Below are 21,269 nucleotides of genomic sequence, written 5' to 3'. Positions count from 1 at the left end.
TTAAGCCAGCCAGTCCGACCACGTAGGGCCAGATCTTCGCAATCAATAAATCAATCACGCGATGGCCGCTCCTATTTTGATTGCCTCTGTGCCGAGCTTACCGTCAAACAGCGCCTCATCAGATGCCCTGCGTCGACGTAGCCCTAAGCAACACCTTGCCTCCTGACCTATTCCACCGCTTAAACTCTGCTGCTGCGCCCTCGATGTCACCCGCATTGAACTTGCGTAAAAGCGTTGAGCCACGGAATGCATCCACCCCAATGTTGTAGGTGAGATCCACCATGCCATCGAACTGGCCACGCGTGGCACTACGCGTTAACGCCTCAAGAACACCTGGCACAAACTCACGCTCTAAGCGATTGGCCAAGTCGTCGATCGGCTTCGGCCTGGGTGATGACGAGACCTTCGACCACGTCTGGCCCCGTATCACCCCAGCCAATCGTCCAAACTTTGCCATTAGCGTCCCAGTACGCCTCAAGCTCGCAGCTTTCAAAGTACTTCAGCACCGCTAGGCCATGCTCAGACATGGTGATTGGCGGTAGTACTTCATCTGCCATAGTGGGCTCATTTTCTTTAGACGAAAAAAAACCGGCGATTAAGCCGGCTATCAATTCTAAAAGTCGTTTCACTTCCGCTCTCCTCGCGCGAGTCCGCGCACCTCATCCACAATATCCAAAATATCAGCCTTTCGACGTTTGTCGAAGAAGTTGAACCCCCACCGCACAATCGCCCAACCAGGCAGACCGCAGGCGAACGTCAGGCCCAGCATGGCAACCAGCCCCATCGGGTTTTGTGCCCAGTGGTGCAGCTCGTAATGCTGGATGACTGCAGCACCGCCTGAAATCGAAGCCACTACCGTCGAAATAATGCCAACCACCCATTCACTTTGCGTGCGTGGCCGCAATACGCACATGACAACCACAGTGGCCAGCCCCGCACCACATGCGCCAAACCCTGCAAGCCCTCCTATCGCTTTCCACGCAGCAATGCCTGCAGCGGATGCACTGGTACTTGTTGGCTCCATATCCTTATCCTTGCTAAAAACGGTCGGCATAGCTGTCTCCCGCAAAAAAGCCCCAACGAAGGGGCAAAAAAACCTCAGTAAAAACTGAGGCAAAAAAATGGTTCAATTGGGCTTTCTCCATGAACCGTAGAAATAAACGACTGGCCAGATCATGCCCTACCCTGCAGGACGCTCTGACTCGATATCTTGCTGAAATCTCCATCCATAAAAAAGGTGCAGCGCAGGAAAGCTCGATTGCGAGGCTCTGGTGCAGCACCCTGATTGCTAATCGCGCCCTGAACCGAATTACCCAGGCAGACATTCAAAGAATTCGTGATGAATGGCTAGCAACCAAAGCGCCGGCAACGGTCACGCGCCGCCTTGCCCTGCTCTCTCATCTATACACGACAGCCATCAAAGATTGGCTAATGCCGGAGCTCCAGAACCCGGCTGCATTAGTTCGTTGGCCACAGCCAAGAGACGCTCGCGACCGACGCCTCTATGATCGAATCCAGCTGCGCGGGGTCCCTATATCTGAATGCCCTCCCTCTGAGCTCGACTGGCTAATACAATCGACCCGATCCAAAACATTACCCACCATGATGACGCTGGCCGTCGAAACAGGTATGCGTCGTACTGAAATAGCTCTGATTCGGCGCGAACACGTTGACCTGGCGCGTAACGTAATTACGGTACCGGAAACCAAAAACGGTGAAACGAGGTATGTGCCGATCTCGCCATTTGCAAAACATGCATTACGCAAATACCTGGTAGGCCGTCCGCTGCGAGGTCGTATATTCACCGTCAGCCCGGAGTCGGTTACCCGCGCATTTATTCGTACCCGGGAACAGGCACGACAGCGATACGAAGCACTGTGCAGTCATTACGGTCGGCGCCCTCACCCTGACTACTTTCTCGAGCTTCGTCTGCATGATCTTAGACATGAGGCAGCCTCACGGCTGGCACCGCATTTCGACATGCATCAGCTCGCCAAAATACTCGGCCACCGCGACACGCGAATGACCATGCGCTATTACCACCCGCATGGACAGGATCTGGCTCGTGAGCTGAATCGCAGCGCCCTAGGTCGACAGCAAGCCGCGATATTAAGGGCCGACCGCCAAAGAGAGGCCGAACAAATGACGTAAAAAAAGCCGCTGGTTAAGCGACTGGTGGTTCATCCCATTGGATTTTATCAAGATCTTCCGGCGTCATCGCCTCCTGCGCATCTTTGGCGAGACTAAGGTTTTTAGCCATTAACGACAGCACGACCGCTTTTGCCTCTCGACCCACGAGCTGGATTTGATCGTGGGTGTGGGGACGCATAGCCCAGTCATCCATCCCGACAGGAGTACACCAAAATGGCGTGGTCCAATCGGGTTCGTTCGCCGCCAACATAGAATCAGCAATAGATGAAAGCAAATTCTGCTGGTCTTTAAAATTGGTTGGATAGTAGTGTGGTTCTCCCAGCGCATCGCAAGTAAAACCCGCAAGAATTGCGGACTCACACGCCGCTGAAAGCGCCGCCACTTTAGCGCTTTTGGCCGTTTTGAGCTTGTCATCGGCTGTGATTAGCTTAGATAGGTCAATTTTGCTCATTGGTTGTCTCCGGAGCAGGTTGAGGTATCGGCCACATAGAATCAGGTAGCGCAATCGGGCCGTCAGCCGGATCAATAATCAGGTCAGGAAAACACGCCTCATCTGGTGCCTTAGACGCATGCGGAAACAACAGCGTGATGTGCAGTTTGCCGTCAGTATCACGCTCTACGTCACCAGCTGCATACGGGCAATCAAAATGCTCACGCGGCAATGTCGCACCAGGTGGGATTACGGAGAAGTCCCACGGCTCGTCATTGATGATTAGGGTGTCGCCCTGGCGCACGAGGCGCAGGGCTGGCTCGAATGGGTGGCCGTATGGCTCACCGGTTGGAGATAAGGGTGATATTCATAAAGTTCCTATAAAAAAGGTGTTCATTGCATTGCAAATGCGCTGCAGACTTTAGGTACGCTTAAAAGCGCTGCTTTTGTCGATGTTGTTGGAAGTGCGGCAGCCGGGTCGATAATCGATGTCATCAGCAATGCCAATGGAGGGTGTTTGAGGCTATCAGGCGGCATCCAAATTGCCTGGTCGCCACGCATAACATCAACTCAAGATGCTTCGACGAACTTGAATGCATCGTGGGTATTTCCTGCTGCTTTCTTGCGAACTCCTACGGTAATGGCAGCCAGTGAAACCGATCGCAGGTACTGGCCTACGTCTGGCTACTTTGGCGGGGCATCAACAGAGGGTATAGATTCTAGTGGAGTAACTATGCGGCAATACACTCCAGATGGCTCTGGTCGCGCCTGTTATTTCACAGCGGTGGCTCATGGGCATTATTAGCACTGTTAATGGGAAATAACTGGCATATCTGCAGCCCTAACATTGCAAATGCAGCGGCAACGTTAGGGCTGCTGAAAAGCGCAGCCTTCGCCGACATTGTTGGCACCATGGCAGCCGGAGATATTGTCGAGAGTAGTAGCAATTCGAACGGCGAATACGTGAAGCTTGCTGACGGGACAATGCTATGTTGGGCTTTAGATAGAGCGCTACGCTTTACAAATACTAATAACCTGTCCCTAGGTTGGGGGTTTCCCGCACCGTTCATCCAAAAACCGTTAGTGCTACCAACCCTTGATTTAACTAACTTTTACGGTAAGTTTTATACAAATCCAATACAGGCTTATCAAAGAACTGTCGGCTTAAAAGATGTCCTGGTGGGAATAGCGGGATCGGGCTTTGTTGAGGCCGACGCCTCAGCCTGTCCCATTTCCATGTTCGCATTAGGCAAATATAAATAGGGTTCAATCCTCACCAATAGCCTATAGCAATGGCCTGCGCGCTTAGTGTTATCCCTTGGGCCCAAGCTGCGTTGCTGTAGCAATTCAGCCCTACGTTCCCTAAAAAGGGTGTGATTGGTACAAACAGACCCTCACGACTCCCAGCCGGAGGCAGATCTATCAAGTTTCCCGAAACTACCGGTGGCGCACTAAAGGCTGTTGGGTATACCCAGTTAGCGCTTAGTGCGCTTGGGTTGGTATATGTCATGGTAACCGTATGCCAGCACACCTGTACCCCCATAACCAGTCTCACGCCAACACCGTTGGAGTTCGCAATAACTGTGCAGTTATCGGTGTTTAAGACGGTGCCTAATAATGACTGAATCACACCTAGATTTAGCTGTGACTGTGCCGTGCTGGCGAGGCCGGAAAGGTTGCCTGATTTGGTCAGCATTGCTGCTATCGCATTTGCAATGCGAGTGTCATTTTCCGTTATCCGAGTGTCATTTTGAGCTATCCGAGTCTCATTTTGAGCTATCCGCCCCTCATTCCCATCTATGCGATCGGGGATCCCGCCATACTCATTTAAGAGAACCCCCGCTCTATCAGCCAGGCGTTTCGTATAGCCTTGTACTGGGATAATCCAATACGACTCGCCACTGACTGCAGGCCCTTGGTAATTGGGCCTAATAGACAGCGCCGTATCACTCGCCACGTTCGTAACTTCATAAAGCCGTCCGTCCGGACCTTGCAATCCGTCACCGACACGTATGTTTTGTACCCACGCAGTGCCAGAGCCCGTTACGGTTGGGCTGTCGGCCGCAATCGATATTGTTCCTGTTCGATACCACATTACACGCCCTCCGCTGCTGCCGGTTCATCTGCATTGACTTGTTCATTGCGCAGCGCATCAAGTTCTGCCTGCAGTTGCGCTTTTTCCGCCACCTGCTTTTCAAACTCCACTTTGATCGTGTGATTCATGCCGTTGATCAACTCAACGGTGAGGCGCTGGCCCATGTTGTTCATGAGCATTTGTGTGACTGCTTGCATTGTTCTGTCCCATAAAAAAAGCCCCAATTAAGGGGCTGATCAGAAATAAAGAAAGTTAGTAAAGGGCTGGAAGGCCCTTACGAGTAATTCATCGGCTCGTGATCCAAGTCCACAAAAAGGACCGTAAGGGGGCCTTTGTTCATCCACCCAGTTACTGGCTCCCACCATCCGTCTGAATAGCCGTGAGAGACGGTCCCCCAAGTCAAAACGGAATTACTCTTGTAGTAGGCGGCATCACTTAGAACGTACATGCCGCCAGTAGGCCAATGTGGCTGCCCCCTTCGGCTACGGCCTGAGTTCCTATGCGCGTGTAAGGCATCAGAAAGCCAGACTTTGAAGAAAGAGCGGCAATGTCGGAAATACTGTAGTCAGTGAGACGCGTCAGGCTAGGGGTTCCTGATGCCGGAATAACCCGCATACCTAGCACCCGCATGCGCCGCCAGTTGGAGTGGTATACCCTTCGACCTTGGGCGTTGTAGATTTCAAGCCCATAGTTCACCGGTGGTGGCGAGTAATCGTCATAGACGTAGTACTCGACCCCTGCGGTTTGCACTGCGTTGTACCAACACAAGACATCAGCCCAACCCTGGCCATACTCGATGCCGCACATGGTCTGCCCGTTACTGCCTAGCGGGCGAAGCACAACAACTGGGCTGTTCATGCCGGCAAGGTTAATTCGTGCACGACGAGATGGAGAGTAGGCTTGATTTGGGTCGTTAACAAAGTCACCGTTATAGAACGTTCCGCTTTTACGCAGATGGTAATTTCTATAGGTATCGTCAATCTGGGCTTGCCCTCCACCAGGGAACATCACCTGAAAACCGACTGCCATTAATAAACCCCTACATGCAAGTTGATTCCACCGTAGTTGTTCTTCCACTCGAACAAAAACATGCGCTCGTAATAGTTACTAATCTCCGAAAAACTCCAGGACACTGTGTTATCACTGATCGTCACGCGAGGCGTGAAATAGGCTGGCAGTGAGCCGCCAGTGAAAAAGTAGAACGGATTCCACCCTCTCAAGCCTGGCACGTTGAAGCTGCCTGATGGGTATACCTGATTAGGATCCGTGTCGGGGCTCTGTGCATAAAACTGAGGTATTGCCTGGGTATGTAGAATCCGGGCGAATCGCGTAGTGATGTCGTCTTGAATGGTTCCATCTGCGTTGAATGTTTGTAGGCCTGCAGGCATTACCATCCTCCCCAGCGTACGCGCATCGTATTGCCCTCGAAAACGGTGGCACCCGCACTTGTTTGTACTGTGCGCCACCCGGATCCCGAACCGTTATTAAAGAAATTTCCGTTTTTATCTAATCTCCATCCGGCTTGCCCTGCAATGTAATTGCTCGACTGTATGTCGTTCATGATCTTGAGAAACGAAATCGTCGCATCCCCAATTAATGCGGTGTTCATGCTGATTACCCCGCCATCAACCGTAAATACCGCTATAGGGGTTCCGTTAGGCGCGTGCATCACGGCAAAGCGGTCTGATATCACTACAAACTGAGACTGAACTACACCCGTTTCATTGCTAAGACCGAGGCCATACCCCGCCGTATACATAACGCCGTTTACGTCGACCCCGATTTTTGTCGATTGCGTCGCATTAAAGACGCCCTCTATATCGGTAACTGCCCTGCTGATATCCTCAACAATGACGGACACCTCGCCTAGCTCCACGCCGACCTGCTGCTGAACGATCGCCTCTACTTGGGTTTCTGTAACCTGTGTTCGCCGCAGTTCTGAGATCCACGCTCTGCTGTCATATTCATTCAGTACGCCCGCTAGATCTCCCTCGCCGTCATCATCGTCACGCATAGCTGCCTGCATTATGGAGGTAGCCGTGGCAGTAGCCGTCACCACGCCATCGATGTCTTCAATCAGTTGCGTGTTTTCTTGAGTCTGCAAAGAAAGCGCAGCAATCGCCCCCTGAATGCTGGCGTAATCCCCAATGTGCTGCCAATAGGCCATGTCCGTGATCGGCGTATCTGCCGGTACGTCCTGCAAAGCGCGATACATCTTGCCGCTATCAAAGACGACCGACCCGCTCAGATAGGGTTGTGCCGGATCGTGCTGCCCCGCACCTGAGATTTCATCAAGCTTGGCCTGTATTTCCGGGATGGCCTCGATGTCGGACCACATCTGTTGGCCAAGGGCTGACTCAAGGATTTGCTCAGTAATTAGCGCGTTGTATTCCGTAGCGTCGGCAGACGCCACTCCACGTATCCCCGGCTGATCTTCTGACGGGTACCAAGCTCCGCGCTCTCCCGTCTTGTCCAGCAAGCGCGCCCAGAAAAAATGTTCGGCTCCCGGTGTCAGGCTGTTTTGCGTCAGCGTGTTGGTTGGATAGGAGTATTCGCCTAGCGGCAATGCATCGGCAAAACTGGTGGTTGTGCTATACCGAAGCTCTGTGCGCTCAATGATGTTAGGTACGTCAGGAAACAGCCAGCCAACAACAATGCCCCAAGCAATGGACTGGGTAGTTATTGTGGCGACGGTAGGCGGTTGCCCAGCTTTGCCTGTAATCGCTGTGAGCATTGACGTAGCGGGCACGGACTGAACCGATATCGCGTTTACCGCCTGCACCCGTGCTAGATACTGGCCGCTATACACGCCAACGACATCAACACTTAAGCCTCCAGTGCGAGGCATTTTCACCCATTCGCCGTTGTCCTTGCGCCAGGCCACATCGTAAGCAACGGCATTCTCAACCGCATCGTACGCAATGGTCATCGTTGTGATGGCCATCGTCTGCTCGATCTTAACGCTTTGCAGAATACGAACGTTTGTCGGGGGAGCCTGTACGCCTGGCGGAATAACGCTAATCGGCGGGAGCTCAATACGCGCCCCGTTATCGATGGCGGGATACTTGCCGGGCACATGAAGTGCGCCTTGAATCTCAAACTGATGAAACTCGGGTCGTGAAATCGCCGTCACACGGAACAGCATCGTTTCCAGATCATCAGCATCGATGGCCCAAACCGACTCGGTATTTGGGATCTCATCAAACGGCGAAACCACCTCAATGACCGAGCGGCCATCCACAACGGCCACGGACTTAACTTGACGAGTTTGCGACTTGCCCGAAGGCAAGTTCACACTGAGTCGATCACCTGGCTTAACCACAGCCTCACGATCAATTGTCACCTGCTCATCAGAGGCATGTGCAATGCGTCCACCATTGGCCCTGCCAGCAAACAGTTCATCAGCTAATTTAATAACATTGCCTGGCCGTGGGATCCCGCCATCGAGCCCTACTCGAAACGTCGTTAGCCGATCCTCAAACTCTTCAGTTTTAAGCGCCCACAGGCCTGCTCTTTGAGCTTGTCCTAGACGAGTGTTTCCTATCGTCCCTATTTCAAGCTGACGGATATTGCCAGAATCCATGTCGCCCGCCACAGGCTCATACATCGTCTCGTAGCTTTGTGCGGGGTCGTCCCAAGCGACCATCGCAATACTGTGGCGATCTCGAGCTGCAGTACCCTTATACTCAATAGCGCCGCCAATAATGTTGGCTCTTGTATAGCTGTAGAAGGGGTCCTCTGGCATGTCGGCGTTGACTACCATCTGCGCCCCATCCCAAAAGCTCGCGCCATGGAAAATGGACACAATTTCGCTTAACGCCACGTAGGCTTGCTTGCGACTTTGCAGGTAAAGGTTACAGGTATAGCGCGGCTCCATGCCACCCTTGCCGTCGGGTACCATCACATCGCAATACTGGGCGATCTGATAGAGCTTCCAGCGGTTAACCATTGAAGCATTTAACCGTCGGCCCAGACCATATCGCGGGTGCAGCACTAAGTCGTACCATACCCACGCTGGGTTATTGCTATACGCAAGCTTAAACGTTCCGTCCCACACGCCCCCTGTCGTACCGGGTCCGCTAGAAGCATAAGTACGCGTCGTCGGGTCGTAATTCGTCGGAACCTGAATTAAACGACCTTCCAAATCGACCGCTATCTTGGCAATGTTGCCATTAAAATGCTCGGAGTCATACTCGATAGCAAGCAAGGCGACGTGCGGGTAGCGGAGCTTGGCATCAATCACTTCAGTCACCGCGCTAATAACCATCGTGTCAGAGACCTGGAGGTTATTTGCGTTAGGCGTGACCCTACGTACGCGAACAAGCCAACTATCGCCAGCGGGTAAATCTATTCGATGGCTACGCTCGTACTTTGACTCCGACTTATCATCCACGGCGGCTGACAGCACCGTCTCATACGCTCCGTCATCTGTGGCCACATCAATAGCGTACTCAATACGTACACCAAGCACATCGCCATTACTCTGCTGCGTTAAAAGTCGGTCCCAAGATAGCCGTACTCGTACTGCCGACAGCTCAGGGTTATTTACCGCACGCACCCAGGGCGCATCAGACGTCAACTCGACCCCGACGGTTATCTCATTATTCGTCTCAGGGAAGCCCTGAATGTACGACTGATTGACGGTGCCGGAGCGAAACTCGGCGCGCACACCCGGAAAGTTGGCATTTCCAGCGTTGTCATACAGCGGGGTGCCATTAAGCTTAATTGAGGCAAGACCATTGGCCAGCCCTTGAGCTTCGCCCTCGGTTAACGCATAAAGCAGCTTGGCTTTAGCAACCGAGCGCACTGTATCAGGCGCAATGTAGGGCTGATGGGGCTTTGACGAACCGCCCTTAGATCCGCGTATTTGCATAACGTCCTGCAATAAAAAACCCGGCACATGGCCGGGCTTGTTGGTATTGTCTGAGCACTACATTTGGTCTTCCGTGTAGATGCCACCGCTTAATATGGCGCCGCCGACTTCACGGCGTCCATACAGCACAGGCCAAGGCTGGCCTTGCGCAGTCGTAGTCACGGCTCCGCCAAAGCCAGAGCCCGGCTTATTGCCATCACGCTCATTTATCTCACCCATCTTGGGCTGAGGGGAAAGCATCTGAACCATGCCGCCGACCCCCACACCAGCGCCGGCGGCCATTAATCCAAGGCCGACAGCACTGGTGGTGCCGAAGGTGAAATAGCCCACTGCGATTAACGCCACTCCAAGAATCGTTTGAAATAGGCCACTGCTTTTGCTGCCTCGAATGATGGGCGCAATCCGAATCATTTCGTCAACGTCACCACCGCTCATTACCAGGTCATCTTCCGAGAGATTGCGCTTGCCCTCAAACACAGCAAAAGTCAGCCCAATACTTTCGGCGTTTCGCAAGAACTTCTCAAAGCCAGGCACCATGCAGCACAGTGCCTGTATCGCATCGGCGCGAGAGTTCACATCTAGCGTGAAATCCCGTCCGAACTGGCGCAGAACACCGTAAAGTCGAACTGTTTTTAAAGCCATATCACCCTCGCTTCGTTTTGTGACGCAGGATCAATTCGACCTTTTGTGCCCAAGAAAAACCGTAGATCTCGCGAGTAGACAATCGTCCGTACATGTGATGGAAAATGAAAGGGCCAGCGCCAAATATGGGCGTCGCCTCCTCACTCCGGAGCTCGGCATCACTGCCCAGATAAATCGCTGCATGGTTAGGGTGAAAGCAAGGTCGCCCCGGAGTCTTAATACTCATGATGAGAATATCGCCGCGCTGAGGCTCACTCACTCGCGTAAACCCCGCAGCCTCATAGTTGGCCGCATATAAGCTCTGGGCATCCTCTTTCTCCCACCACAGATCATCGCGCTCGAAGTCCGGCAATTCGATAGCCAGCTCACGCGCATACCAATCGCGAACAGCAGTCCAACAATCCAATATGCCGTGATGGAACGTTCGGCCGATAAGCGGCGCCACGTAGCCACACGGATGCAGCCACTCATGGCTTTCATCGCGGCCTAAGATCAGCCAGGGCAAGTCGTGCTTCTCAGCCTCTACGCGATCCGCCATACTCGGCCGAGGCAATGCCCCTGGGTGACTGTGAACAATCGCAACAGGCTCCCCTGCATCTTCCGCAATACACCAGTCCCGAGGGTTGATCTTGAAATCCTGCTCTGGCTTATTGGCGTCATTGCCGCAAGCAACATACTGACGACGACCACCAGTTGTAATAATCACGCCACAACTTTCTTGTGGATCCATCCGCTCAGCATGCTCACGCGCAGCTTTCATTACCGCTTTAGCTAATCTCATCATCCACCTTTTAATAAGCCAGAGCTGGGGGCTCCACCAAATGGAAGCTCTGCATCAATGCCAAATCTGACCTTGCAGCCAGAGCGTAGAAGCCCGTTGCACTTATCGCTCTCCCAATCGTCTGTGAGGTTGCCCTCGATGTCGTAAGGTGGGCCTGTATACCCACACGATTCACCGCGATACTCACCTCGAATAGCCCAGCCGCAGCGACTAGTGATCTGACGCGTTGGTACCTGCTGGCCCTGAAAATCGGCCGGACTGGATAATTCAAATGCCACCTGCTGAGCGTTCTCACTGGTTTTTTGCTCGATGAACCAGATACTGATCGTCTCTTCGTTTGAAGCCTCAGGGTTACCCTCTGGAAAGTTAGCGGCATCCAGATAGTGCTTAAACGTCTCCCTAACCGTGAGTTTCGCGCCAACAAAATCCCTAAAATAAAGACAGAGCGCAGACACCGCCCCACGCACCCCGCCTATCTCGTTGCCGATGACAAAGCTTGGTGCAGTAGTTTTATTCGTAGCCATTGCAAGGCCCCTAACCTCGATGCTGATAGGCAAGTAATCATTGCCCTGCCAAATAATCGGCTTGTCCTGCTTATGACCATGGAATCGCTGGATATCGCCCCCAAGCTCTGTCGCATCAAGCTCAAAAAGGCGAATTACGTCACCTGGCTCTAGCCGCTGTATGTCTGCTGTTATTCCCATTTATTGCGTCCACAAAAAAGGCCCCACGATTAAGCGGAGCCTAAGGTAAAAAAGGTCGAGCTAATGCCCTACGGGTAAAACACCTCCTGCATGGTCCACGACAACGTATAAACACCATTGCCATGAGTTTGGCGGCTGCGACCCGTGGCTTTGTATCTGCCTTGATCACCACCTGGAGGTGTCCAGTAGAACGACTTCCAACCACCGTGGCGCTTTAGGAATTGCTCAACAGGCAAGATATCAATATCTGCCGCCCCGCCGAACTTGCCTGTTTTAGACACGCTCCACGATTGCGATTCGTTGTTGATGCCAATACCAAACGACTGCGTGTACCCATCGCCAAACGTATTCTCAAGCGCGCTCTGCTCAATATCACCGGACGAGCCAACCTTTACATTCCAGGTAAACGTTTCTGTAGCCATTAGATGTTCCTATCGAGCATGCCGTGAGGCCGCATTTCTTCAACAATCACCTGCCGCGCTGAGGCAGCAATCATTGCTCCGATCTGTTGCCACCTCGGATCGTCGCCCCCTGCTGCGTCTATTTCACCAGTTTCTGCGTTAACCACCACTTGGATAGTGATCTGCTGACTCGACGCGGCCGCTGGTGAACTAACGCCCTTAAGGTAGCTTGTAAGATCAGCATTCTGGCGGGAGCTTAAGACTCGCTCGCCCTTATCGAGAAGCCAAGTTCCTTCGCGTGGGACGGCATCAATGCCGTTATGAGCCATTCCTGTAAGTGCAGTTGCAGACATGATGCCTACTGACGTGTAACCAAGGCCGCGCGTTACGCTCGATAGGATTCCGGAAGGGTCAACCGTCAGGGCTCTTGTCGCCGCCTCTTCAGTGTTAACGATCGCTTGAGCAATACTGGCTGCCTTACCAGCAAGAAACATGGTCTTATACAGCGCACTCGACTCCCCGCCCAACTCCCTGAGCATGGCAGCTGCGTCTCCAGTTACAGAGGAAAAGTTCGCTAACGTGGCAGACCTCCATGACGCTTGCAAGTTAGCCTGTTGCTCATTTGTCTGCCTAGTGATATTCAGCACATTCTCGGCATATTGCTGTTCGTTAATGAGCTTTTGGTCTAAGTACTGCTGCTGACGCTCTAACTCTTCAAGACGCCATTTCTCTAACTCAGCCCGAGCCTCTGCCACGCGGATCAATTCGCCTGAGGCACCACCTACGCTCGCATCCAACCCGCCAAATTTAGGAGCTGTGCCGATTCCGACCTCAGACATCCTGGCCATAACTCGCGCATACTCCTCTGCGGAAACGCCAGCTTCATCGAGCGCTTTTTTCTGTTCCTTGAAAAGGTCGACCGACCTCTGCTGATCTGTACGCAAATCGAGCAGCAGCGACTTATATGCTTCGCCTGCGTTCGTGAGTTTTTCATGAGCCTGTATTTGGTCCAACATGGCAAGAGCGGCTTTTTTCTGCACCTCTGTGCCCGCCATCATTTCAATTCGGTACCGCGCGGCCTGCTGCTCGGTCATGCCAAGCACAGAGGACTGATCGCGCAACGATTTCAGGAGATTATCGATTTCCTTCGCTTGCTTCCCGCTAGCGCTTGCGGCTTTGCGTCGGGCCTCTTCGGCTTTCTCTAGGCCCTCTAGCTCGGCAACACTTGCAAGCGCTCTTTCTTTTTCCAGCGGCGCCATTTTGGAAAGTTCGCCATGCTCAATGTCATAGCGCAATTGTGCTGCTCGTCCTGTCTTGCCGAATAGAGCAATTTGACGGTTTAGCTGGCCTTCAAGCTTTAGGTACTCTTCAGACAGCTTTCCGACAACGCCTTCGCCTAACGCATCCTTCGTTTGTAATGGCGTTCCCATTGCACTGCGTAAGGCCAGCACCCAATCTAATAACTCCTGTACTTTAATAGAGCTACCGCCAGCCTCTGCTGCTGCACGATTAAACTCATCGGCCAAACCCTTTGGCAAGACCTTAGACATTTCCCGAACAGTACGAACCAGCGCGTCCGACTTTTCCTCGGCTGTCATTGACGAGCTGCTAATGCTATCTATATCTTGCCTGAGCTGGTCTAGGGCTTTAGATAATTGCCCAGTGGTATCGGAGGGATCACCGGCCTCTTCCGAGGCATCAATCAGCTGCTTCAAAGCCTTAGTTGCTTTATCCGCCGCCGACTCTGCTTTGCTTAACTCGCCCTCAAGATCAAGCAACATGTTGGTGCGCTTGGCCTCGTTTGAAGCAGTAAACGCCGCTGTGAGTTCATTTACCGACTGCGTTAAATCAACGGTCGAGACTTTTGCTGCATCTCCGCTGTCGCGAAAAGCAAATAAAGTAGTAGCTGCGATACCTGCTGTGACGGCTAACCCCACTGGCCCACCGAGCACCCCAAGCAACCCGGCCCCCGCTCTCGCGAATACGTTAGTGGCTGCAGTCGCACGCTCTGCCGCAACGGTAGTTGCATTAGCAGTCTTAGCCGCTGTCGCATACATCCCGGCGGCAGCAGCGCGGTCAGCATAAGCTTTCTGCACAACAGCTGACGTGGCCACTGTAGTCGCTGCTAACGTCTTTTCGGCCCCCTCGACCTGCTTTGCAATAGCGACCTCTGCAAGGCGAATTTCTGCCATACGAGTAGCCGCCATCTGCCGCCCTTTATCCGAAATCTGTGCCTTCATGCGCTGAACCTCAAGCGCATTCTCTGCAACCATCAGCTGTTGCATATTTTTTAGACGAAGCAAATTCGCGGCTTGAGCCGTTTGGTCGGCGGCTACCTGAGCTTCTGCCGAAGTTACAGCGGTCCTAGCGCGACTCAAATCGGCTGCCGCTATAACTTTTGCTGATTGCGCAGCATTGTTTGCGCCGATTGCCTCTTGAGCATACGCTTTAGATTTACTCAAAGAGGCTAGATAGCCATCCCATGCAGCCTTGGTTGCGAAAGCTGTTTTGGTGGCGTATAGCGTTACACCTGCCACAGCAACACCGCCCGCTACATTGGAGAGAGTGTCCAGATTGTTAGATAGCACATCAATCCCGGCAGCAAGCGACGCGGTTGCGCCATTTGCTCTGTTTTTCTCGCCAAGCAATGATGTGATGTTGTTCTTTAGCCTAATAGTGGCATCCACGACGGTTGTGCCCATACCGTCAGTCAATGCCTTGTTCAACTCAACCGTCTCAAGCAAGCCCCTATTCAAATCCGAAAGAGCCAGCTTCCCCTCGATGCCAAGCTTTTGAATCTCAGTCGTTGTTTTTCCGAGTGCGTCGGCAAGCGTTTTCGATAGGCTTGGCATGGCGGCAAGTATTGTCTGCCATGACTCGGAAGCGACTCGACCTGTCTGGATGCTTTTGCTGTATGCATTAATCGCTGACGATGCCCTGTCTGCTGATGCCGCATTCGTTACTAGCAGATAGCTGAAGGAGTCCGTTATATCTAAAACTTGATTTATATCGAACCCGAGAGCCCTAATAGAATCCGCTGTGCGAATGTAAAGCTCCTGAGCTTCTTGCAATGGTCTGTAGGTAGAGTTTGCAGAGGCCAGCAGCCGACGCTGCACTAAATCGTACTCCTCCATGCTGGCGGTCGCCATTTTTATACGGTCGGCCATTTGCCCGTACTGATCTACCATTCCAATCAAACCTTTAATGGTAAAGCCAGCCAACCCAGCCTTGAACATCCGATTCAAGTTAGCTGTTGCTGTGGCGCTAGAATCCCCTACTCTATTAATTGACCTTTCTGTATTTGACATCGATGATGTCGCTCTCAGTCCGCGCGACTCAAGTGACTCCATTGCCATAGCAAGGGATTTCACATCCACCTCTGCTGGCCTGCTGTCAATTCTAATTGCTAATCTTGATTCGTTTGCCATTATTAACGCCCACAAAAAAGCCCGCCGAAGCGAGCCGTATAAAGAAAGCCGCTCGATAGCGAGCCGCTCTTTTAGCTATTTAATAATCTCTCTGTCAGAAACAAGCAAATATGAGATCCTTCCGGTTTGCAGGTCAACTTGGCACTTTGCCGATTGAGGCACATCCACACCGAAAGCGTTTTTGAAATAAAATGTCCCATGAGGCCACAAAAACTGCCACGCCTCCGCCCCTTCCTGCCCCTCGCTGTAACCTGGGAGGTTTTGCTTGCCGTAAGCGGCTGTTGCAGCAATAGATTTTTGGCAAAGAAATAAAGCATCCATTTTTGCCTTATCGCCGCCATTTCTTTTTCCAGTAAATAGATAGGCTACTGACACGCCCAAAACACCAACAAGCAGCAAAGGAAAAACACTAGCCCATAGATTATTTTTTGGTGTGGTAGATCGACCGAGATAAGCCTCTGCATCCGCCTTTCTTGAAAAGGTATGTCCATCGATACCACGAATAACCCACAGCCCATCATTTCTGCGAGAAATGAGTTTTTCTGAACTCTTGATTAGATAGTCCTCGGCCTGCTCTTTCGTTGCAAATGCACCGTCACCAGCGTGCCATATTCCATTTTCATCCTGCCTCGGCTCTTCCACTACCGCCTCCGTATCCATTTGATACAGAGATCATAACAGTCAAGCGGCCTACATAAAGCAGCCACTAAGCACATAGGCGCCCCCTCAAAGGCAGAGTCGAAAATGAAAAAGCCCCACAGTTACGTGGGGCCTATCGGATAGAAAAGCAAACTACAGCAGCCCGGTCTGTCTGCCACCAGCATCCCAAAGGGAGCTGAATATCGACGCTAACTCCTCGTGATCGATTCTGCCGTCGGCAACATCCACCATAATATCTTCAAACTGCGGAGTTTCGGGTATGAAAATCTCCTGCTGAAGAAGGTAAGTCAATGCGCAAGTAAGTCCAGTTCGCTTATTCCCATCGTTGAATACATGCCCTTTAGCAATCGCTACCGCATACAAAGCCGCAATAGCAAAAACGTCATCTACTCCTGCGTAAAGAGCATGATTTTCAATCCGAGCTAATGCGGCTTCAACGCCACCACGACCATTATGAGCAAAACCGGGAAGCCCTACAAACTCAAGGACTATCTCGTCATGAATGGTGATGACGTAATCAACGTCTAGCATTTAACGATCGCGTAGCGCTACTAATACCTTTCGATGAGTAGATATAACGCGTTGAGCCGACTTAAGTACGTCATTCTTTTGACTAGAGGTCGTAGCTGTAACAGCAACCTTCGGGCGAATGATCTCCCGCGGCTGTAATACAACCCCGTGCACATTTTTCCCAACCGCGATTGCCATAATATGATACTCCTAACCCTAAAAACGCCACACTTAACAGCCTAAAAGGTCTCTCAACACAATAGACTAAGTAAATCTTAATTTACACAAACGAACGTAACTTAGCAAGTCAATTGGCTTACTAAACGAATAAAGCTTCGTAAAGTCAAACGAAGCAAACTAAGTTGCTTAGCTTGCACTAAATCATAGAGGCACTTGACATCACCTAATGTCAACGCCTCCTATGCGCCAGCGTGGATAGACCTTAGTCGAAGCTGTACGCTTGCCCAGTTCCTGCAATCACTCCAGCGGGTTAGGTTACAGAGTCCTACATTCGTAACTTAACGAGGTAATTAACATGCTAAATGGTTTCTGGTCTGTAACGTTCAGCACCAATGCTGATATCGGTGCAGGGGTTGTCACCATCCTTAATGGTGACGCGATGGGCGGTGATAGTGGCTTTACGTACATAGGGAATATAGGAGCAGGGGAAAATGGCGCTGTCTCCGGCGAATTGCAGGTGAGTCGTCATAGCACCTTCCTAGATCCAGTCATTCCGGGAATGGACCACTACACTCTAGTTGTCTCCGGAAGCGCCTCAAATGATCAGCTTAACCTCATAGGCGCTGTGAAAGGCAGAAGCGACTTGCAAATGAAAATCGTAGGCAAGAAGCTAAAGTCTATTTAAAGTCGATGTAGGGCCTGAAGCTCATATGGCCTGAGCTTCAGGCTTCACAAAATCAAAATTCGAACTGGATACCAGACGGGCCAAGCCCACGGCCCCGCTTCGGTCGAAAAATATCGTCTTCAGGTGTGTGTCCACCAAACATATCAATCTCCAATATAAACAGCCGCTACATGCGGCCAAATGTTTACTCTTCACCCTGCTTCAGCGCAGTCTTCAGCGCAGAAGCTCCAGATCAACTAACCGCTGGCCGCCCTATCTAAGTACTCCCGATCCAGTGCAAAGACACACGCGTCCAGCTCAGGCCGAGCCAAGGGTGAGCCATAAGCATTAACGGCCTGCCCGATCTCAACTGACGATAGAGGCATCGCAATGGCTCCGTTCATACCCGCTAAATAGCGTCTCGCCCGATTTGCCGCATAAAACACGCCAATTACATGGTCAGTAATAGCGTCTGTAGGCGCTTTCTGAGGTACAGCCATGCCGAGCTTGGAATAGATCAAACTTTGCTTTTGGGTTTTGCCCTGCCACTCGCGCTCCCATTGGAATCGGGCGACGGCTTTCCCACCGTTTCGGCGACCTCCGCATTTTTATCGACAGCAACCTTGGTGGCCTGAGTGACCACCCAGGCGAATAGCTCTACGTTGGCCTTGAGCAGCTTGGCGGCTGCTTCTGGCGAGTACGGTACAAAACGGTCGTTATCGTCCAGAATTTCGCCTTTCCAGTCGCGCACGATGTAGTGGCCGAGAAGCTGACACTGAATGTCATGCTCGCGTCGATCGTTAGTTGTAGCAGTAATGCTGTGCAAGGACTGAGCAGCGTCCTCGCGGGAAATTAAGCGACGTGCACGCTCTAGGGCGATTTGATAGTTCTCATCGTCAATGCCGCCAATCTTGAATGAGATATCGTCTTGGTAATCCTCCCATCGTTCGCCAATAGCTGCTGGGTCGGTTTGATTGATACGTAATGCCATGGATTAGTCCTCGCCTTCTGCTGCAGCTTCGCGGGTGATGGTTGGTGCGATCTTGGATACAGTCCAGTTCAATGACGCCTGGATCAGATCCCGCTTGCCGCCACTAGGTAACTCGCCATCAAACTCGACTGCGGGGAAGTCGAGCGTGTAGGTATTGCCCAGGCTATCGACAAGGGGAAACTCCACGCCAAAAGCCTTGCGCGTCATCTGCTCTTTCCAGATATCGTAAGCTCGAGCCGACCAGGCTAACGTGATGGTTCCTGTGATAGCGGCTTCGGTTTCAATCAAGGCGCCTGGACCGAGCTTGCCCGAGCCTAGGCAGCGCTGTACCTGCAGCGTATTGTCGATGTTGATGGTCATTGCTGACACGCATGCTGAGCCGGCCATAGAAACGCCGTCGACCTTGACGTCGCCCACTGCGACGCTCGACATGAAGGGGGTTGTAGTAGGCGCTTCTGGCGTGCCAGTCACAAACGTGCTGGTGCCATCCTCGTAATCCAGCGCCTGGCCACCAATCGTGAGAATGATCTTGCCCTCTTCTGGGATCTCGATAGATCCAGTTGCTGCGTGCACACCTTTAAATAGGTGAAACGTACCCACATCGGTAAACGCCTTCTGCACTGAAAACGTCTGTCGCACTGAGCCGATCGTTAAAACATCGCTATTCCAGTTGCCGTAGAACAGCGCAGCCAGAAACTCATCGAACGTGCCGAACGACATTTCGCCAACTAGATCGCCAGCAATGTTCAGGCCTGTGACGACAGAGCCTTGGCTAAGCCGCGTATCAGTGATTTCGTCTGATACTTCAGTGGTAGGCGTTGGGCTTAATGTATTGCTGGTTAACCGGGCGGTTTTCCATGTACCCGTTGTTGGTGTGGTGCCGGGAACGGTCTCGGCAATGTAATGCGTTACGACTTTTGCGCCTGAACTCATTTTGTTGCTCCAAAAAATAAAAGCCCACTAATGCAGGCGCTGAAATAAATAAACCCAGCGCGTGGCTGGGTCAGTGAATGAATAGCTCTGGTTGCAGCTCTCGCTCAAGCCGCTCTTTTTCAGTTTCTAGCAGTGGTATTTCTCGTTTACGATCTAGCATCAAGCGAGAACCAAATGACGCACGAAGCTTAGAACCTTGCTCTCTGGCAGCCAACTCTTGTAGCTGCTTATAAATTGTCATCGCATTTGTTTGTAATGAATCAAACGCCTCGATAACGTCTAGGTTGAAATCAGCGTCAATCCACATAGCATAGGCATAGACCAAAGGCTTCGTTACGTATGTCCCTTGTATCGCCGCTACTCCACCTTTAATCGTTGATACTGGGTCGATGCACTCCACAGTGCATCGCTTTTTAATGGCTTTAACTAAGGCTATCGTTTCAGGCCTTTTGAGAAACGTTCCAGGCCGTTGCGAAACCGTTGCCTTTTCACGTATTACAGCCGCACGATGTAGATCGTTAAGGCAGTAGCGGCCTAGAACATCTTGCCTTACTGCGGTATTAGAAATGACTAATGGGCTCATATTTGCACCTCAGGCCGCCCAATTAGGACGGCCCTTAAAATCTCAAAGCGGAGTGCCTACCTTTTTACAGGCTCGGAACCTACCGATTTAAAGGTGCTAAGAAACTGCTATCCCGCTCGAAAGCGGATATTGACGTTAATTTGATAAAACGCGTTCGCCTCGCCAACTACCGCCTGCGACGCCTCCATGCACTCAAGATCGCCCAATGACCAGTAGGCAAAATGCTCTTCTAATGCATCGGCAAGCCTATTAAGTGCTCCGGTACCACTATGTATGCGAGAAAAACACTGGATCACGACCTGCCCGGGCTTACGCGTGTAAGGCTTATCAGCCATGCCAGCCATGAGCGCTGGCGCATGCTGGATATTGAGCCTGCACCACTCGCCTTTTTCGGGCGGAGTGAAGCGCACGTCATTCGGGTAGTCGACATGAAGCTGATCAATACCGGTAAACGTGGCCATGCGGGACTCTATGGCGATGCGAATTTCTTCGTAGGTCATTTCGTATATTTTTCCTGAACGGCTACGAAGGCTGGACCGTAGGTCCCTTGCGGGGCTTGCTGCGAATGACCCAACTCCAAGGTCTCCGAGTAAGGGAGGTTGTTCTGTATCACCGACTCGCCGAAAGGCGTATCAATCTGCCCAATGACAGCCTCGCCATCAGCAAGCGCCTGGCTGCCGCTAGGGTCTTTCGCATCAAGGTCATAGCCCAGATCAACGCCATCCAGCGTTACGCGGTGATTGGCCTTGTACGCGCCAGTGTCAACCGGGGAGCCAGATACTACCGCCTGCAGCGCCGTCGCGGTGATTTCCTTGCGCTTATCGACAAGGTCGCTTTCAACGACTTTGATAAACGCAACCGGTGACTTGCTCCATCCTTTAGCCATCACACTTTCCTCAACTGAATTGAATGCGTGGCCTTGGCAGGATCAGCCCCCACGCTGATGACCTTCATGCCATTGATTGTGTCGTCAATCTTGGGCGTGTCAGTAACTTCAGCCTGTAGCGCCGTAACCTTGGTATCTGTACGCAGGATATCCACGCCATCAACGACGTTAATCTCAAAGCTGCCAAATACACCGCGTCCTGTGTAGGTTTCGGTAATTTCCGGCCGAGTTTCGGTTACGGGATCGCGAGGCCCCAGCCCGATTACCCGAGTACCGGCAAATGAAGTCACGGCATCGGCTAGATCGGTATCAAACGCCTCGGCAATGTCGGCGGTTAGGTCGTCGCGTAGTCCCATA

General features: G+C 52.0%; 27 protein-coding genes. 2 read left to right on the top strand and 25 right to left on the bottom strand.

Going from position 1 to position 21,269, the window contains the following annotated elements; genetic code table 11:
• Nucleotides 1-118: 118 nt before the first annotated feature.
• Genes L1889_RS18260 through L1889_RS18250 form a run of 3 tightly spaced genes read right to left on the bottom strand, consistent with a single transcriptional unit; the run spans nt 119 to nt 1,024 of the window.
• Nucleotides 119-367 carry a lysozyme gene (locus tag L1889_RS18260; protein ID WP_238666437.1) on the bottom strand — a complete coding sequence of 83 codons (249 nt, stop codon included), beginning with the start codon at nt 365-367 and terminating at the stop codon, nt 119-121.
• Complete coding sequence (locus L1889_RS18255) at nt 345-629, bottom strand: lysozyme (RefSeq protein ID WP_238666436.1); 285 nt, start codon at nt 627-629, stop codon at nt 345-347. Before L1889_RS18255 ends, L1889_RS18260 begins: the two co-directional genes overlap by 23 nt.
• On the bottom strand, nt 626-1,024 hold the full coding sequence (locus L1889_RS18250; protein WP_238666435.1) for a hypothetical protein: 399 nt from the start codon (nt 1,022-1,024) through the stop codon (nt 626-628). The genes L1889_RS18255 and L1889_RS18250 overlap by 4 nt, the downstream gene beginning before the upstream one ends.
• A 119-nt stretch (nt 1,025-1,143) precedes the next feature.
• On the opposite strand from L1889_RS18250, the gene L1889_RS18245 reads away from it, so the two are divergent.
• Nucleotides 1,144-2,151, top strand: coding sequence for a tyrosine-type recombinase/integrase (locus tag L1889_RS18245; RefSeq protein ID WP_238666434.1), 1,008 nt, complete (start codon nt 1,144-1,146; stop codon nt 2,149-2,151).
• Between the two features lie 13 nt (nt 2,152-2,164).
• On the opposite strand, the gene L1889_RS18240 is transcribed toward L1889_RS18245, so the two are convergent.
• A complete protein-coding gene (locus tag L1889_RS18240) occupies nt 2,165-2,602 on the bottom strand; it encodes a DUF4376 domain-containing protein (protein WP_238666433.1) in 438 nt (145 codons plus the stop codon).
• Nucleotides 2,589-2,885, bottom strand: a complete 297-nt coding sequence (locus L1889_RS18235) for a hypothetical protein (RefSeq protein ID WP_238666432.1) — start codon at nt 2,883-2,885, stop codon at nt 2,589-2,591. Before L1889_RS18235 ends, L1889_RS18240 begins: the two co-directional genes overlap by 14 nt.
• A 509-nt stretch (nt 2,886-3,394) precedes the next feature.
• Here L1889_RS18235 and L1889_RS18230 point away from each other — a divergent pair.
• Nucleotides 3,395-3,844, top strand: coding sequence for a hypothetical protein (locus L1889_RS18230; protein ID WP_238666431.1), 450 nt, complete (start codon nt 3,395-3,397; stop codon nt 3,842-3,844).
• A 10-nt stretch (nt 3,845-3,854) separates the two neighbouring features.
• On the opposite strand, the gene L1889_RS18225 is transcribed toward L1889_RS18230, so the two are convergent.
• The 20 genes from L1889_RS18225 to L1889_RS18130 all read right to left on the bottom strand — a co-directional run bounded on the left by L1889_RS18225 (nt 3,855) and on the right by L1889_RS18130 (nt 21,268).
• Entirely contained in the window at nt 3,855-4,676 is an 822-nt protein-coding gene (locus L1889_RS18225) for a hypothetical protein (RefSeq protein WP_238666430.1), read from the bottom strand.
• Entirely contained in the window at nt 4,676-4,873 is a 198-nt protein-coding gene (locus L1889_RS18220; protein WP_238663963.1) for a hypothetical protein, read from the bottom strand. Before L1889_RS18220 ends, L1889_RS18225 begins: the two co-directional genes overlap by 1 nt.
• Before the next feature lie 238 nt (nt 4,874-5,111).
• Nucleotides 5,112-5,705, bottom strand: a complete 594-nt coding sequence (locus L1889_RS18215) for a hypothetical protein (RefSeq protein WP_238666429.1) — start codon at nt 5,703-5,705, stop codon at nt 5,112-5,114.
• The gene (locus L1889_RS18210; RefSeq protein ID WP_238666428.1) at nt 5,705-6,064 is read right to left on the bottom strand and encodes a hypothetical protein; all 360 of its coding nucleotides are present in this window, start codon (nt 6,062-6,064) and stop codon (nt 5,705-5,707) included. Before L1889_RS18210 ends, L1889_RS18215 begins: the two co-directional genes overlap by 1 nt.
• On the bottom strand, nt 6,064-9,549 hold the full coding sequence (locus L1889_RS18205; RefSeq protein ID WP_238666427.1) for a TipJ family phage tail tip protein: 3,486 nt from the start codon (nt 9,547-9,549) through the stop codon (nt 6,064-6,066). The genes L1889_RS18210 and L1889_RS18205 overlap by 1 nt, the downstream gene beginning before the upstream one ends.
• 57 nt (nt 9,550-9,606) lie before the next feature.
• A complete protein-coding gene (locus tag L1889_RS18200; protein ID WP_238666426.1) occupies nt 9,607-10,191 on the bottom strand; it encodes a tail assembly protein in 585 nt (194 codons plus the stop codon).
• Between the two features lies 1 nt (nt 10,192).
• Nucleotides 10,193-10,972 (bottom strand): C40 family peptidase, encoded by a 780-nt coding sequence (locus tag L1889_RS18195; RefSeq protein WP_238666425.1) that lies wholly within the window; start codon nt 10,970-10,972, stop codon nt 10,193-10,195.
• Nucleotides 10,972-11,676 carry a phage minor tail protein L gene (locus tag L1889_RS18190; protein ID WP_238666424.1) on the bottom strand — a complete coding sequence of 235 codons (705 nt, stop codon included), beginning with the start codon at nt 11,674-11,676 and terminating at the stop codon, nt 10,972-10,974. The genes L1889_RS18195 and L1889_RS18190 overlap by 1 nt, the downstream gene beginning before the upstream one ends.
• 68 nt (nt 11,677-11,744) lie before the next feature.
• Nucleotides 11,745-12,098 carry a phage tail protein gene (locus tag L1889_RS18185; RefSeq protein WP_238666423.1) on the bottom strand — a complete coding sequence of 118 codons (354 nt, stop codon included), beginning with the start codon at nt 12,096-12,098 and terminating at the stop codon, nt 11,745-11,747.
• Nucleotides 12,098-15,265, bottom strand: a complete 3,168-nt coding sequence (locus L1889_RS18180; RefSeq protein ID WP_238666422.1) for a tape measure protein — start codon at nt 15,263-15,265, stop codon at nt 12,098-12,100. The genes L1889_RS18185 and L1889_RS18180 overlap by 1 nt, the downstream gene beginning before the upstream one ends.
• Nucleotides 15,266-15,580: 315 nt before the next feature.
• On the bottom strand, nt 15,581-16,147 hold the full coding sequence (locus L1889_RS18175) for a hypothetical protein (RefSeq protein ID WP_238666421.1): 567 nt from the start codon (nt 16,145-16,147) through the stop codon (nt 15,581-15,583).
• 150 nt (nt 16,148-16,297) lie between these two features.
• Nucleotides 16,298-16,696: a type II toxin-antitoxin system death-on-curing family toxin gene (locus tag L1889_RS18170; protein WP_238666420.1), complete on the bottom strand. Its 399-nt coding sequence runs from the start codon at nt 16,694-16,696 to the stop codon at nt 16,298-16,300.
• A 517-nt stretch (nt 16,697-17,213) separates the two neighbouring features.
• Nucleotides 17,214-17,384 carry a hypothetical protein gene (locus L1889_RS18165; RefSeq protein ID WP_238666419.1) on the bottom strand — a complete coding sequence of 57 codons (171 nt, stop codon included), beginning with the start codon at nt 17,382-17,384 and terminating at the stop codon, nt 17,214-17,216.
• Between the two features lie 392 nt (nt 17,385-17,776).
• On the bottom strand, nt 17,777-18,019 hold the full coding sequence (locus L1889_RS18160) for a hypothetical protein (protein ID WP_238666418.1): 243 nt from the start codon (nt 18,017-18,019) through the stop codon (nt 17,777-17,779).
• A 17-nt stretch (nt 18,020-18,036) separates the two neighbouring features.
• Nucleotides 18,037-18,510: a phage-derived protein YdaY family protein gene (locus L1889_RS18155; RefSeq protein WP_238666417.1), complete on the bottom strand. Its 474-nt coding sequence runs from the start codon at nt 18,508-18,510 to the stop codon at nt 18,037-18,039.
• Between the two features lie 3 nt (nt 18,511-18,513).
• On the bottom strand, nt 18,514-19,443 hold the full coding sequence (locus L1889_RS18150) for a phage tail tube protein (RefSeq protein WP_238666416.1): 930 nt from the start codon (nt 19,441-19,443) through the stop codon (nt 18,514-18,516).
• A gap of 70 nt (nt 19,444-19,513) precedes the next feature.
• Nucleotides 19,514-20,026 carry a KilA-N domain-containing protein gene (locus L1889_RS18145; RefSeq protein WP_238666415.1) on the bottom strand — a complete coding sequence of 171 codons (513 nt, stop codon included), beginning with the start codon at nt 20,024-20,026 and terminating at the stop codon, nt 19,514-19,516.
• A gap of 107 nt (nt 20,027-20,133) precedes the next feature.
• Nucleotides 20,134-20,526 carry a phage tail terminator-like protein gene (locus L1889_RS18140; RefSeq protein ID WP_238666414.1) on the bottom strand — a complete coding sequence of 131 codons (393 nt, stop codon included), beginning with the start codon at nt 20,524-20,526 and terminating at the stop codon, nt 20,134-20,136.
• On the bottom strand, nt 20,523-20,912 hold the full coding sequence (locus L1889_RS18135) for a hypothetical protein (RefSeq protein ID WP_238666413.1): 390 nt from the start codon (nt 20,910-20,912) through the stop codon (nt 20,523-20,525). Before L1889_RS18135 ends, L1889_RS18140 begins: the two co-directional genes overlap by 4 nt.
• Nucleotides 20,912-21,268: a hypothetical protein gene (locus L1889_RS18130; protein ID WP_238666412.1), complete on the bottom strand. Its 357-nt coding sequence runs from the start codon at nt 21,266-21,268 to the stop codon at nt 20,912-20,914. The genes L1889_RS18135 and L1889_RS18130 overlap by 1 nt, the downstream gene beginning before the upstream one ends.
• Nucleotide 21,269 lies beyond the last annotated feature (1 nt).

The sequence above is a fragment of the Paenalcaligenes niemegkensis genome, from assembly GCF_022230885.1.
GTDB lineage: Bacteria > Pseudomonadota > Gammaproteobacteria > Burkholderiales > Burkholderiaceae_B > Paenalcaligenes > Paenalcaligenes niemegkensis.
The sequence above is the reverse complement of the archived record's forward strand: the minus strand, read 5'-3'. Positions and strand labels throughout refer to the sequence as shown.